Source organism: Desulfosporosinus sp. Tol-M2 (genome assembly GCF_059735615.1).
The window spans coordinates 1-13,358 of sequence record NZ_JCAIJG010000107.1; the positions used below are offsets into that span (position 1 = coordinate 1).

Genomic DNA, 13,358 nt, shown 5'->3' on the forward strand with positions numbered 1-13,358 from the left:
GAGGTAGTCTCTTTGTGTTAGCTTTGTAGGTAAAAAGATCGTGTTTCCATCCGTTCGATCTTTTTTGTTTATGCTTTTATCTTAAATGGGGTGTGTTCTTTTTCAACTCCTTCATAGACTATATATGAGGTGAGTAAGATGTGGGGAAGATGGATTAGGGATTTGAGTGTAGAACTACATTGGATGGGACGTAATATTATTCGTCGTTGGCGATTGGATACTCCGACAGGAGTTATGGGTATACTAACTTTGATTTCAGGCGTATTCCTTTTTGTCGTAATAGGAAACGGAATTTCTCAAATCTTTCGTTCATTTGTTCCATGGGTATCTGGCTCACGTGTCGGAGAAGTCTACTGGCAGTCAATTGGCTTTGGCATAAAGACAAGCTTGATATTTCTTATTTTCAGTGGTTCGCTAATAATCTTTTTTTTACTTAAATTGTCCGGACGGCGCTAATTAACAAGAGTTTTCTTGTTCTGTTTGATAAATATAATAATAGAATTAAAATATGGACAATCTGCAAGTTATTTGTAAAATTACAATTCTTGCATAGATGTAGGTCTTGTGTTAAAATTTTATAGATTAAAGGAGGTTTGCTCCGTGGCTTTTTTATCTGGGATTACGGATGCGCAACTATTTGATTTAATTATGGTTCCGATACAATCTATTATTGTCGTTTTTACCTTATATTATTTTATACTTTCGATGTTTGGTCTGTACCGGAAACAGGAGATAAAGGTACTTAAGCCTGAAAAGAGCTTCGCGATTGTCGTCGCTGCACATAATGAGGAAACCGTCATTGGACCATTAGTAGAGAATCTTCTATTACTAGATTATCCCAGGAAATACTTCGACGTCTTTGTTGTTGCCGATAACTGTACAGACAAAACTGCCTTAATTGCCCGGAACGCTGGAGCCATCGTCCATCGAAGATTTAATACTGAAAAGCGAGGTAAAGGATATGCGCTGGAGTGGATGTTCCATCGTCTCTTTAAGATGGAGCGCAAATACGATGCCATAGCTATTTTTGACGCGGATAATCTGGTGAAGGAAAACTTCCTTTTTGAGATGAATAGTAAACTTTGCCAAGGACATAAAATAATCCAATGTTACTTAGATTCCAAAAATCCCTTTGATACTTGGGTAACAAATACTTTCTCTATTGCATTTTGGGTAACAAATCGTTTGCTGCAGCTTGCAAGGTACAATACGGGCCGCCTCTCCAACCTTCTGGGTGGAACAGGTATGTGTATTTCAATAGACGTTTTAAAAGAATTTGGTTGGGGAGCTACTTCTCTAACTGAAGACCTTGAGTTCAGTATGAAAGCGTTATCACACGGAATTAAAACGACTTGGGCTCATGATGCAGTGGTCTATGATGAAAAACCTTTAACCTTTATGCAATCATGGTATCAACGGAAACGATGGGCCCAGGGGCAAGTTGACGTAGCGGGACGTTATTTCTTCCCCCTTATTATCAAGGGAATACGGGAGCGAAAAATAATGTATATTGATGCAGCTATCCATCTTTTTCAACCTGCACTAGTCATGATTGCCACTTTTTTTATGCTGATAAATTGTATATCTATTTTACAACCACATTACACACATGTATTTACGCTAGTGATGCCTTGGACAGGATGGCAGATTTTATCGGCAATTCAATACCTCTACCCTGTTGCTGCGTTAGCACTCGACCGGTTACCGTGGCGGGCCTATGTCGGGCTTATTCTATATCCCATCTTTATTTATAGTTGGATTCCAATTGTCTTTTTAGGTTTTCTTAATCGGAAGGATAAACAATGGTCACATACTAGACACACTCGCTCCATCAGTATTGAAGATGTTGTAAAACAAAAAAAAGTATCAACGAATTAACAAGAGTTTCAATCGAATGATGTATCCGAAAATTATTGCTGCAGTTGTTGAGGTTGGGAGGCATAGGCCTCTTTGATAAACAGGCAATATTCTGGACTTAGGCGACTTAGGCACTAAATGTTGATTAATAGATTTGTAAGTAGAAAAACGCAAAAATACTTTGACACAATGTGTATTTTTGTGTATACTGATAGTCGTCAGTCCTTGGGCGATTAGCTCAGCTGGGAGAGCGCCTGCCTTACAAGCAGGATGTCGGCGGTTCGAGCCCGTCATCGCCCACCAAAATCAGAGTTTGAAGTTTGAGATTTGAGGCTCGAAAGAACCTTAAACCTGGATTAGGACTATAAATAAGAGGAATGGTGTTCAAACCTCGTGCATTGACCCTTGATCACGGCCCCGTGGTGTAGTGGTTAACATGCCTGCCTGTCACGCAGGAGATCGTCGGTTCAAGTCCGATCGGGGTCGCCATACTTGAAATTCAAATTTCAAACATCGTACCTCGATAACGCCTCGGTAGCTCAGTCGGTAGAGCAGAGGACTGAAAATCCTCGTGTCGGCGGTTCGATTCCGCCCTGAGGCACCATGCGGGTGTAACTCAGTGGTAGAGTGTCACCTTGCCAAGGTGAAAGTCGCGAGTCCGAATCTCGTCACCCGCTCCATTATTATTTCCCTTGGCGGCATAGCCAAGTGGTAAGGCAGAGGTCTGCAAAACCTCTATTCCTCAGTTCAAATCTGAGTGCCGCCTCCAAATAATTCATGCCGATGTGGCGGAACTGGCAGACGCACGGGACTTAAAATCCCGCGGGCTTAATAGCTCGTACCGGTTCAATTCCGGTCATCGGCACCATATGGGTTTGTAGCTCAGCTGGTTAGAGTACCGCGTTGACATCGCGGGGGTCGGAGGTTCGAGTCCTCTCAAACCCACCAAAAGGCCCTTACTCAAACCCTGTCCAAAAAATATTGGACAGGGTTTTTTACTTGGTGCGCCACGCATGGCGATTAACTATACGGTGAAAGTCCTTATGGGGGTATGTAGCGACCAACCATTAGCTAAAGGCAAGGGTGTCCACCGTGAGATGGAAATGGAGTAACAAAACCGGATCCTGCCGTTATGGATCCTAATCCTGCTATGGCACCGCTTGCTGCACCAAGAACAGTGGGTTTACCATGATGAATCCATTCCACAGCCATCCAGGACAATGCTGCAGCAGCCGCCGAAGTGTTTGTGGTAACAAAGGCAACACCTGCCAGCCCATTTGCACCCAGGGCACTTCCGGCATTAAAACCAAACCAGCCGAACCAAAGTAAAAATCAGGCGTGTATGCTTCTTTGTGCATACACGCCTTTGTGTACTATATTTATATATATTATGATAGGGAATAACGCAAATCCATAGGAACAAATAAGAGATTAAAGAGTAAATGTTTAGACGCTGAAAAGCAGTTGCCCGTAAGTTTTCTTGAAAATAATTATATGTCTGCCAATCAGATGATGTCAATACTTAATATTCAAGGTTCTTATTCTTGAACTAAATGTAATAAGAATTATGTATACAGAAATAAAGTATACAAAATTGTAAAATAATATACTGATTTGCAAGGGTATACCGTGATACATCCTGCAAATAGATTGACATTTCCATAAACATTTCAATATAATATGAAAGAAAATAGAGAAACGTGGATGATTCCATCGTACGGGGCACGAGCAGCGAAAAGATCGTCAGAAGCCTTAAGAACGCAGGTGCGAAAGAAGTGCATATGGTAATTTCATCCCCGCCCTTCCGCCACACCTGCCATTACGGAAGAACATAAGAGAAAGATGCCTGTCACATATGGAGGGTATAGCTATGATAAAGATTATAGATTATAAAGCCGGAAACGCCCCAAGCGTTCTGCACGCTGTTACTCATCTCGGATATAAGGCGGATTTTGCCTGTCGTCCTTATGATTTAGAGGACACAACCCATATTATCCTGCCGGGTGTAGGCAGTGCGAAGGCGACAATGGAATCCCTGCGCGAGATGGGATTGATAGAAGCGTTGGAAGAAGCTGTATTACGAAGAAAATCCTTTTTTCTTGGTATTTGTGTCGGTATGCAGATCCTCTTCGAGCATAGCGAGGAGGAAAATACAGACTGCCTCGGCTGGCTGAAAGGCCGGGTGGTCAAGTTTGATGCGGCAAAGGTCAGGGTGCCGCAAATGGGCTGGAATCAAGTAAGGTTTGCGGCGCATCCAATATGTGAGGCACACGATGATTACTTTTACTTTGTCAATTCCTATCATGCTTGTCCTGAAGCGGAATCGGACCTGTGGGGAATAGCAGAATATAACAGTCCGTTTGCGGCTGCAGTTTGGAGGAACAACATTTACGCTACGCAATTTCACATCGAAAAAAGCGGTGAGGCGGGACTTGCGCTGCTGAACAGTTTACTCCGTCTGAAGGGAGGAGTTTGATTATGCTGACAAACCGGTTGATTGCCTGCTTCGATATCATAAGCGGCTGGGTTACAAAGGCGGTACGTTTTCAGGATAATATAGACGTTGCCCCCGCTGAAGAGCTGGCGGTTGTCATGTATAACGCCGGAATCGACGAATTGATCTTTTACGACGTCACGGCAAGCGCTGAAAAACGTGGTATCGACATGGAAACGGTCAAAAAAGTGGCGCGTCGCGTTTTCATTCCCTTTACCGTGGGCGGCGGGATCAAGAATTTAAACGACATGTATGAAGCTCTCACAGCAGGGGCGGAAAAGATCAGCGTCGATTCCATGGCAGTAAGGAATCCGGAAATCATCTCGGATGGCGCAAAAGCTTTTGGTTCCCAATGCGTCGTGCTGTCCACTCAGGTAAAGAGGACGGACAAAATGCCCAGCGGGTATGAGGTGTATATCGACGGGGCAAGGCTGGCGACCGGCATGGATGCTATCGAATGGATCAAACGTGGACAGGAGCTTGGCGCGGGAGAAATATGCCTGAACAGCATTGACAATGACGGAACCCTGTCCGGCTACGGTCTTGAATTGATGAAGCTGGCAGAAGCTACCGTGTCGGTCCCCCTCATCGCTTCAGGCGGAGCCGGAGCGCCCGAGCACTTAAAGACATTGTTCAGTGAAACGGAAGTACAAGCGGCCATCATCAGCAGTATGCTGTATTCTCCCAGAATGGAGAAAAATTATACGGTCCGCGAACTGAAAGAGTATTTGACGCAAAACAGTATATGTGTGCGACCGCCAAAAAATTATACTTAAAAACAGAATCAAAACTGCCTCGCCCCGGAGTCCCGAGAGTTGTAAAAAACCCAAAATTCTGGGTTGACAATCGAATAATTCGGTGATATAAAATTTCATAAGATAAACAAAGACGTTTGTCCACAACTGGCTTTTGGCCGGGCTGTTGGCAGGCGTCTTTGTTATTTTCTGAAAGAGAGGAAGAAAAGATGTCTTACACTTACACAATGAATGTATTGGAACGGGCAAAAAATAAGAATCCAAATGAGCCGGAGTTTCACCAAGCTATGACTGAGATTTACCATGATAAAACGGTGGCTAAAAGCCGGAGTCATGGAAAACGGAGAAGTACAGGCGAGTAGCAGTTTGGCTCTCATAGATAAATAGAGCTCTTTGAGGCGTTAAGGTTTGGGGGATAGTTAAGACCTACTGAACTCCCTTCAATAGGTCCTACTTGTGCTTGAAATATTGATTTTAGGTGTAATGATTAAATTCAAAAACCACTAATCCACGATTGCTTCGTAAATTGGTTTACTTTTGTCTTCACGGATCTTGTGAGCAATTCCAGCAAGAAGATTTGCGGAACGTTCTCTAACTGACTTCACCTCGGGATTGGAACCAGGATCTATACCTTTAAGCCGGGAATAAATAAAAGTAGTATCTGCAAAAAGCTGGCCTAATATCGCTGAGTGTTCTAAAGAAGGCTTTAATGGAATTTCAATTAGAATTGAAGGCATCAACTCGGAAAACCGTTTGTAATTAGCATAGGCTAAAACTACTTCTTCATCACCAAAGTGCAGGCCTATATGTTCAGGATTTATCGGGTCAATAATCGAGGATACTAAGGGGTGAGTGGTATTGGAGCGCATGTCTGTTCTTAATAAGAATATAGCCATTTTGGTCAAACGGTTCCCTAATAATCCTTCAACATTCATATGAGAGTCACGAGGTAATCCGAAAAATCTGGAAATTAACAGGTCATTTCCTCCCTTGTTGACCCCCTCGTTCCAGAATTGGATAAACTCATCGGCCAATAAGCCTAAATCATTGTCGTTACATCCTAAGTAAATAAGATTTTTTAGAGAAAGTGTTTGGTGTAACAAAATATATTTAGCAAGAACAAATGGTAAAGACTGAGGATCGGTAATGTCAAAAGCATTAATTGCGGAATCAATATGTTTCCAGTAGCTTTCCACGTCCAAGCCCGCAATGTACATAGGGGCCAGTAAAATGGGGGTTTTATTTCTGCCAAATCTTCCGGAAACTTCATCTGGTAATTCAAGAATTAAATTTTGATCCCGCTCTGCAATTTGCTTTAAGGGACCAGTGTTTGAAAAAACGATCCTTTTTGCTTCCCTTGGAGTATATTCGTGAGTCTTAACTGTTTCTTCAGTGAGACTGCTGCGCGAGAACTCCACAAATAAAGTATTATTAATATTGGCATCGCTCGGAAGCAAGGAGAGTCTTTTTGGAGAATCAACTATTAACCACTTTAGCCGGGAATTAGCTGCGATATTATTGTAAGAAGCAACAAAATGAGTAAATTGTTCATTTGCACCTATTCCTGTAGTAACCATGTACTTCGGATACGTGGGTCCAAAATAGCTCTTTACTGTGTCGGCCAGCACTGGAGCGACATTATTATTAAAATCTCTGTAATAACTAAACACGTTTTTTCGATACATTGGTATGAAGGGATCATTTTGAAAAGATCCTGAAACACTCTCAAATAAACTATTCAGGATCTGCTTATGTCCATCCCCTAACAAAATAGGGTCAAGAAAGTTCGGATTAGAGCGAACTTTAAAAAGCGAGGGAAAGGGGTTTAACTTACTTGCGTTATTACTAATAAGGAAATCACTTTTGTTACTTTCGTCGTTTCCAATTCCAATTGCCTTGCCAAGTTTATATTGGTCGATGAGGTCTTTAAAACCAAAGTCTATTAGATCTTTCTCAATTTCATCCTTGGACAATCGTAATACTTCTGAAAGGTTGTTAATTAGCGTTTCCATTGATAGGGAATTTTTTACTGAGTTATGAATAGTTTCGACCCTAAGCTTTTTATCGTTATGACGCTTTAATAAATTTTGAACCAAGTCATGGACAAAATTTTCAACCATTATTCCCCGACCTTTCTTCAAGTACTTTTTCATATATGTCTTTTTACTCTTTTTCTAATAAGTTTCCTCCAATCAATATTATAATCGCTGGCTGCTTCAAAATAGAGAATGGAGCATCAGTTAAATGAATATTAGGTATTTTAAGTTTTGCGACTTATAAAGATTATACTGGAGAAAGGATAATAGAGCAAATTTTTCCATATTTCAAAGTGAATGTTAACTTGTCTACCTATTTTATTGAAATTGTTGCGGTTGTCTAATATACTGACTATGTTGTTTTTTGTAAGGAATTATTATTAATTGTTATGAAAGATGGTGCTTTCATGCATTCACTTTGGCAAGGCAAGGCGCCCATTTATGAGGCACTTGAAAAATATAAATCTATGCGGGTGGTACCGTTTGATGTGCCCGGACATAAGCAAGGTAGAGGAAACCCTGAGCTAGTGAATTTTTTGGGTCAGAAATGCCTTTCAGTAGATGTTAATTCCATGAAGCCACTCGATAATCTTGTCCACCCCGTCTCCGTAATCAAGGAGGCAGAGGAGCTGGCTGCAGATGCTTTCGGGGCAGAACATGCGTTTTTCATGGTCAACGGCACCACAGCAGCTGTTCAGGCTATGATTATGAGCGTGTGCAAATATGGCGATAAAATTATTATGCCCCGCAATGTCCACAGAAGTGCCATTAACGCCCTTATAATCAGTGGAGCAATTCCTGTTTATGTTAATCCCGGTGTTAATAAACAGTTGGGGATACCCTTAGGCATGTCTGTTGCCGAGGTAAAAAAAGCTATCAAGGAAAATCCGGAGGCCAAGGCAATTTTCGTTAACAACCCTACATACTATGGTATTTGTTCCGATTTAAGGACCATCACGCAGCTTGCCCATCACAACAATATGTATGTTCTTGTGGATGAGGCGCATGGAACGCACTTCTCTTTCGGTGCAAACATGCCCATTAGTGCGATGGCCGCAGGAGCAGATATGGCGGCAGTAAGCATGCATAAAACAGGCGGATCGCTGACGCAAAGTTCATTTTTGCTGAAAAGTGGTCGTCTTAGCACAGGTCATGTGCGACAAACGATTAACCTGACTCAGACCACCAGCGGCTCTTATTTACTGTTGTCTTCTCTGGATATTTCCAGACGCAACCTTGCTTTGGACGGCGGAAGCATCTTTCAAAAAGTCTCTGCTCTTGCCCACTATGCGCGGCAGGAAATCAACAAGATCGGCGGATACTACGCTTTTTCCACAGAACTCATTAACGGGGATTCGGTGTTTGATTTTGACCACACTAAGCTTTCCGTCTATACTAGAGAAATAGGGTTGGCAGGAATTGAGGTTTATGACATTCTTCGTGATGATTACGGAATCCAGATTGAGTTGGGGGATATAGGCAATATCCTGGCCGTCATCTCCGTTGGGGATCGCGAGCTGGCTTTGGAACGGCTGGTGTCTTCGCTGTCTGAAATAAAAAGACTTCATATGAAGGATAAAGTGGGAATGTTTGATCATGAGTACATTATTCCTGATGTGGTGATGACGCCTCAGCAAGCCTTCTATTCTAATCAGCACTTTATCGCCATCGCAGACAGCACCGGGTATATATGCGGAGAATTTGTTATGTCATACCCACCCGGGATTCCTATTTTGGCCCCGGGAGAACGGATAACCGAGGAAATCATTAATTATATCACCTATTCCAAGGCCAAGGGCTGTTTCCTGACAGGGACAGAAGATTTATCCGTTGAAAACATTAGAATACTGGAGGGATAACACAGTGGAACTATGGTTTACAGAACAGCATACAGACAATGTTCGTTTTTCTATCAAAGTGGATAAGCCTCTTTATACGGGGCAAAGCGAATTCCAGAGGATTGACATTTTTAACTCCAAGGAATTCGGTAATATTTTTACTCTGGACGGCTTTATAATGGTTACTGAAAAGGACGAATTTATTTATCATGATATGATTGTTCATGTGCCTATGGCAACCAATCCTAAGATAAAGAATGTTTTGGTGATTGGCGCAGGGGACGGCGGAACGGTTAGAGAACTGACGCGCTACTGTACCATTGAACACATTGATATGGTGGAAATTGATAAAATGGTTGTGGATGTGTGTCGGAAATACTTACCCCAGACCGCTTGTAAGCTGGATGACCCCAGAGTGCAGTTATATTTTGAGGACGGACTGAAATTTGTCCGCTCCAAGGAAAACGTCTATGATCTGATCATAGTTGATTCCACCGATCCCTTCGGACCGGGAGAGGGGCTGTTTACAAGGGAATTTTACGGTAATTGCTTTAAGGTGCTGAAGGAAGACGGCATTCTTGTCAATCAGCACGAAAGCCCCTATTATGAGGATGATGCTAAGTCCATGCAAAGAGCACACCGGCGGATCCGAGAATTTTTTCCGGTTTGCAAGGTTTATCAGGCGCACATTCCAACCTATCCTTCGGGTCACTGGCTGTTTGGTTTTGCCTCAAAAACGTACGATCCCTTGACCGATATAGACGAGCAAGCATGGAATAGTCTGGGACTGAAAACAAAGTATTACAATACTGAAATTCATAAAGGGAGCTTTGCGCTGCCTAGCTACGTTAAGGAGCTTTTAGTCAGTAAAGAAGAATAAATGTTTTTTTGAACAACCTGTAGAAAATTACAAAACTATGGTCAATCTATATCGATAAGTGCGCGTGCCGAGTAGGGCACGCTTTTTTAGTCTCCTCAGAAAGATTACTTTTGGGATTTGTAATAATTTAGAAAGGAATAAAATTTTGTATCTTGGAAAGACTAGCATGAATTATTGTATTTTTTAGAAATAATGAATTAAATGTGCCTGAAGATTGGCCCAGGAGAAATATGACTTGATCCAGGTCATATACTCTAGTATGGAGGGATGCCAGTGGAACATTCCGTGCAATTAGCAACGCAAGATTACCGGGAGAGTATCTGTGAATGCTTACTCGAACTGCGTGAACAAGAACAGCTTCCTATACAAATCGTTGAACTGAGGCAGGGAAAACGCTGGCTTATTGAGTGCAAGTTTCAAGACTCTTCGCTCGAGGCGACAGAAAACGAGAATATAGTTCAAAAAATTCATCGTTATTACTTGGCAAATGCCTTGGCGGAGACAATTTTGCTGCATTGGAAAAAAGAGCATGTTCGCCAGATAATCGAAAAAAAACATCGCTTAATGGGAGACGATTGGCAGATAGTGATTGATAAGGCTTTGAATTATTTAAACAAAGGACTAGGGCAAGTGCGGGGTTATAGTGTGAGCAGCAAGACAAGGCTCGTTACTCAGATTTTAAGTTGCTTGGATCATAATTCTGTTTTTGACATAGAAGGGTTTTTGCGTTTTCGCGTTCAGGAGTATAAAAGTGAAGTAAATAAAGCTGTGGGGTATGCCCTTGATGAGTACGTTATTGAAAAAGAGTACATGGACTTTATCCAGCTCTTAAAACATTTTCTGGACAGCCAAAAACCACGCTTAGAGTGTTTACACGTTGGAATGACTCCCCAAGGAAAGTTCCATCTGTATAATGATGAAGGAGTAAAAGTGACACATCAATTCCTGGAGGATTACCAACTCGACAACGTCCATGAGTTAGGGTATGAAGATTTATTGGTCAGTGCTTTGATTGCCGTTGCACCCCGTCGAATTACCTTACATATTCGTTATGAGGGTTACAAAGATACGTTAAGAACTATTCGGAGTGTCTTTGGGGATAGAGTGCACGATTGTCAAGGATGTCAGTTATGTGAAAAGTTTTGACAATTGAAAGATTATTGATTATCATGGGGTTATCTAAAATATTAATTGTAAATCGTTGAAAGGAAGAGTATCCTGATTTGTCGCGTAAGAGATGAAATGCCCTGGCTGAAAGCATTTCTCAAGAACGTACAGGAGAAAACCACCCTTGAGTGTTGGGCTGAAATAAGTAAGCCTGGCCGTACCCCGCGTTAAGGGATATCGAGTGAAAGGTCATGCTTGTGACCTTTTAATTGGGTGGAACCACGGGAGTGAACTCTCGTCCCTTTTTGGGATGGGAGTTTTTTATTTAACGAATCAGTATGGAACGGTCCTGACCGTTCCGATACAAATGAATTGGCAAGGAGTGATTTATATGATTCAGGTCACCTTAAAAGACGGTTCAATCCTTGAGGTTGAGTCAGGAACGACATTAGCCGGACTGGCAGCCGCCATCTCCCGGGGCTTGGCAAAGGTAGCGGTTGCAGGGAAAGTTAATGACAAGATGAGGGATTTATCCTATTCTCTGACGGATAATACGGCGGTGGAGATCGTCACGTTAGATAGCGATGAAGGATTAGGTGTTTTAAGGCACTCTACCGCACATTTGATGGCTCAAGCCGTAGGGAATTTATTTCCGGGGACGAAATACGGGATTGGACCGTCGATTGAAAAAGGTTTTTATTATGATTTTGACTCCGACCATGTCTTTACGCCAGAGGACTTGGTGAGCATAGAGAAAGAAATGAGACGTCTTGTGCAGGAAAAGCATTCTTTCAAAAGGAGAGAAGTTTCCCGAGCCAAGGCACTTACTCATTTCAGGGAGTTAGGTGAAAAATATAAAGTTGAACTCATCGAGGATCTTCCGGAGGACGCCATAATTTCCATGTATACTCAAGGGAATTTTACAGACCTTTGTGCCGGACCACATCTTCCTTCAACGGCAAACATAAAAGCCTTTAAACTTATGAACTTGGCTGGTGCCTACTGGCGGGGGAGCGAAAGAAATAAAATGCTCCAGCGTATCTACGGAACAGCCTTTGCTAAGCCCTCAGATTTGGAAGATTACCTGTTTAAGTTGGAAGAAGCCAAGCGACGTGATCATCGTAAGCTCGGCTTGGAACTTGATCTCTTTAGCCTCCACGAGGAGGGGCCCGGGTTTCCTTTTTTTCATCCGAAAGGCATGATCTTACGTAATGCACTTGAGGATTTTTGGCGGCAGGAACACCAAAGACGCGGATATCAGGAGATTAAGACGCCGATGATCCTTAATCGTTCGATGTGGGAACAATCCGGGCATTGGGATCATTATAAAGAAAACATGTATTTTACTGAAATTGACGATCAGGATTATGCCATCAAGCCTATGAACTGTCCGGGGGGCATGATCTTGTACAAGACAAAACTCCACAGTTACCGGGACCTTCCGCTTCGCGTTGGGGAACTGGGCTTAGTGCATCGCCATGAACTTTCCGGCGCACTTCATGGGCTGTTAAGGGTCCGAAACTTTACTCAGGATGATGCGCACATTTTTATGCTTCCATCTCAAATCAAGGCAGAACTTATTGGGGTTATTGAACTAGTCGACTATTTCTATAAAATATTTGGCTTTGACTATAACGTGGAATTGTCAACCCGTCCTGAAGGGTCTATGGGATCGGATGAGGACTGGGAAACGGCAACTAAGGTCCTGCAAGAGGCATTAGAGGATAAGGGTATTGAATACAAGATTAATCCGGGCGATGGAGCGTTCTATGGGCCGAAGATTGATTTTCATGTGAGGGATTGCCTTGATCGGACTTGGCAGTGTGGAACTATTCAACTTGATTTCCAAATGCCGGAGAAATTTGACTTAAACTATATTGGGGAAGACGGTCAAAAGCATCGGCCGGTAATGGTTCATCGGGTTGTGTATGGAAGCATCGAGCGATTTATTGCACTTTTGACAGAACACTATGCAGGGGCTTTTCCTGTCTGGTTGGCGCCGATTCAAGTCCGTATCCTGCCGATTAGTGAGCGACATCATGAGTATGCTAAAAAGCTGGTCTCCCGTCTGAAGGGACTCGATATTCGAGTAGAGGCGGACGAACGCAAAGAAAAGATAAGTTATAAGATCAGAGAGTCTCAAACTGAAAAGATCCCTTTTACTTTAGTTGTAGGGGATCAGGAAGCTGAATCTGACATGGTTGCACTTCGGCGGTACGGCCAAGGGAATGCTGGAGAAAAGATGACAGTTGAGGCATTCACTGAGCTCCTCCAGGAAGAAATAAGGAGTAAGATAATCCATAAAGTTATTGTGGCAACATGAGTTATTGACAAAGACCGGTTATTAGTATATAATTTTTCATGTTAAAGTAGAAGCCATCCGCTTCTCAC

Annotated in this window: 9 protein-coding genes, 7 tRNA genes, 1 pseudogene and 2 other annotated features (1 of these 19 running past the window's edge); of the genes and pseudogenes, 15 read left to right on the forward strand and 2 right to left on the reverse strand. The window is 42.5% G+C overall.

Going from position 1 to position 13,358, the window contains the following annotated elements; genetic code table 11:
• The first annotated feature begins 600 nt into the window (after positions 1 to 600).
• The 8 genes from AC6I5A_RS07685 (at position 601) to AC6I5A_RS07720 (ending at position 2,805) form a co-directional block, all read left to right on the forward strand.
• The gene (locus AC6I5A_RS07685) at positions 601 to 1,878 is read left to right on the forward strand and encodes a glycosyltransferase family 2 protein (protein ID WP_034613808.1); all 1,278 of its coding nucleotides are present in this window, start codon (positions 601 to 603) and stop codon (positions 1,876 to 1,878) included.
• A gap of 206 nt (positions 1,879 to 2,084) precedes the next feature.
• Positions 2,085 to 2,160: transfer RNA gene (locus AC6I5A_RS07690), tRNA-Val, on the forward strand.
• A gap of 110 nt (positions 2,161 to 2,270) precedes the next feature.
• Positions 2,271 to 2,346: transfer RNA gene (locus AC6I5A_RS07695), tRNA-Asp, on the forward strand.
• Positions 2,347 to 2,385: 39 nt separating this feature from the next.
• Positions 2,386 to 2,461: transfer RNA gene (locus AC6I5A_RS07700), tRNA-Phe, on the forward strand.
• Between the two features lies 1 nt (position 2,462).
• Positions 2,463 to 2,537: transfer RNA gene (locus tag AC6I5A_RS07705), tRNA-Gly, on the forward strand.
• Between the two features lie 14 nt (positions 2,538 to 2,551).
• Positions 2,552 to 2,626: transfer RNA gene (locus AC6I5A_RS07710), tRNA-Cys, on the forward strand.
• Positions 2,627 to 2,636: 10 nt separating this feature from the next.
• Positions 2,637 to 2,725 (forward strand) — tRNA-Leu (locus AC6I5A_RS07715).
• A gap of 3 nt (positions 2,726 to 2,728) precedes the next feature.
• Positions 2,729 to 2,805, forward strand: a tRNA-Val gene (locus tag AC6I5A_RS07720).
• A gap of 147 nt (positions 2,806 to 2,952) precedes the next feature.
• Here the strand turns inward: AC6I5A_RS07720 and AC6I5A_RS07725 are convergent.
• Positions 2,953 to 3,186 (reverse strand): annotated as a pseudogene (locus tag AC6I5A_RS07725) (ammonia channel protein); the annotation flags it as partial.
• Between the two features lie 541 nt (positions 3,187 to 3,727).
• On the opposite strand from AC6I5A_RS07725, the gene hisH reads away from it, so the two are divergent.
• The 3 genes from hisH (at position 3,728) to AC6I5A_RS07740 (ending at position 5,468) form a co-directional block, all read left to right on the forward strand.
• The gene (gene hisH, locus AC6I5A_RS07730) at positions 3,728 to 4,333 is read left to right on the forward strand and encodes an imidazole glycerol phosphate synthase subunit HisH (protein ID WP_052167962.1); all 606 of its coding nucleotides are present in this window, start codon (positions 3,728 to 3,730) and stop codon (positions 4,331 to 4,333) included.
• A 2-nt stretch (positions 4,334 to 4,335) separates the two neighbouring features.
• The gene (gene hisF, locus AC6I5A_RS07735) at positions 4,336 to 5,127 is read left to right on the forward strand and encodes an imidazole glycerol phosphate synthase subunit HisF (protein WP_034613813.1); all 792 of its coding nucleotides are present in this window, start codon (positions 4,336 to 4,338) and stop codon (positions 5,125 to 5,127) included.
• Between the two features lie 188 nt (positions 5,128 to 5,315).
• Positions 5,316 to 5,468 (forward strand): hypothetical protein, encoded by a 153-nt coding sequence (locus AC6I5A_RS07740; protein ID WP_497900592.1) that lies wholly within the window; start codon positions 5,316 to 5,318, stop codon positions 5,466 to 5,468.
• A 141-nt stretch (positions 5,469 to 5,609) separates the two neighbouring features.
• Here AC6I5A_RS07740 and AC6I5A_RS07745 read toward each other — a convergent pair whose 3' ends face one another.
• A complete protein-coding gene (locus AC6I5A_RS07745; RefSeq protein ID WP_034613815.1) occupies positions 5,610 to 7,259 on the reverse strand; it encodes a phosphoheptose isomerase family protein in 1,650 nt (549 codons plus the stop codon).
• Between the two features lie 290 nt (positions 7,260 to 7,549).
• Here AC6I5A_RS07745 and AC6I5A_RS07750 point away from each other — a divergent pair, with 290 nt between their 5' ends.
• The 4 genes from AC6I5A_RS07750 (at position 7,550) to thrS (ending at position 13,290) form a co-directional block, all read left to right on the forward strand.
• The gene (locus AC6I5A_RS07750; protein WP_034614104.1) at positions 7,550 to 9,001 is read left to right on the forward strand and encodes an aminotransferase class I/II-fold pyridoxal phosphate-dependent enzyme; all 1,452 of its coding nucleotides are present in this window, start codon (positions 7,550 to 7,552) and stop codon (positions 8,999 to 9,001) included.
• Between the two features lie 4 nt (positions 9,002 to 9,005).
• The gene (gene speE, locus AC6I5A_RS07755; protein WP_034613817.1) at positions 9,006 to 9,860 is read left to right on the forward strand and encodes a polyamine aminopropyltransferase; all 855 of its coding nucleotides are present in this window, start codon (positions 9,006 to 9,008) and stop codon (positions 9,858 to 9,860) included.
• A gap of 273 nt (positions 9,861 to 10,133) precedes the next feature.
• On the forward strand, positions 10,134 to 11,006 hold the full coding sequence (gene ytxC / locus AC6I5A_RS07760; RefSeq protein ID WP_034613820.1) for a putative sporulation protein YtxC: 873 nt from the start codon (positions 10,134 to 10,136) through the stop codon (positions 11,004 to 11,006).
• Between the two features lie 46 nt (positions 11,007 to 11,052).
• Positions 11,053 to 11,273, forward strand: a binding site (T-box leader).
• A gap of 85 nt (positions 11,274 to 11,358) precedes the next feature.
• Positions 11,359 to 13,290: a threonine--tRNA ligase gene (gene thrS / locus AC6I5A_RS07765; protein WP_034614107.1), complete on the forward strand. Its 1,932-nt coding sequence runs from the start codon at positions 11,359 to 11,361 to the stop codon at positions 13,288 to 13,290.
• A gap of 38 nt (positions 13,291 to 13,328) precedes the next feature.
• Positions 13,329 to 13,358, forward strand: a sequence feature (ribosomal protein L20 leader region) (it continues 100 nt past the right edge of the window).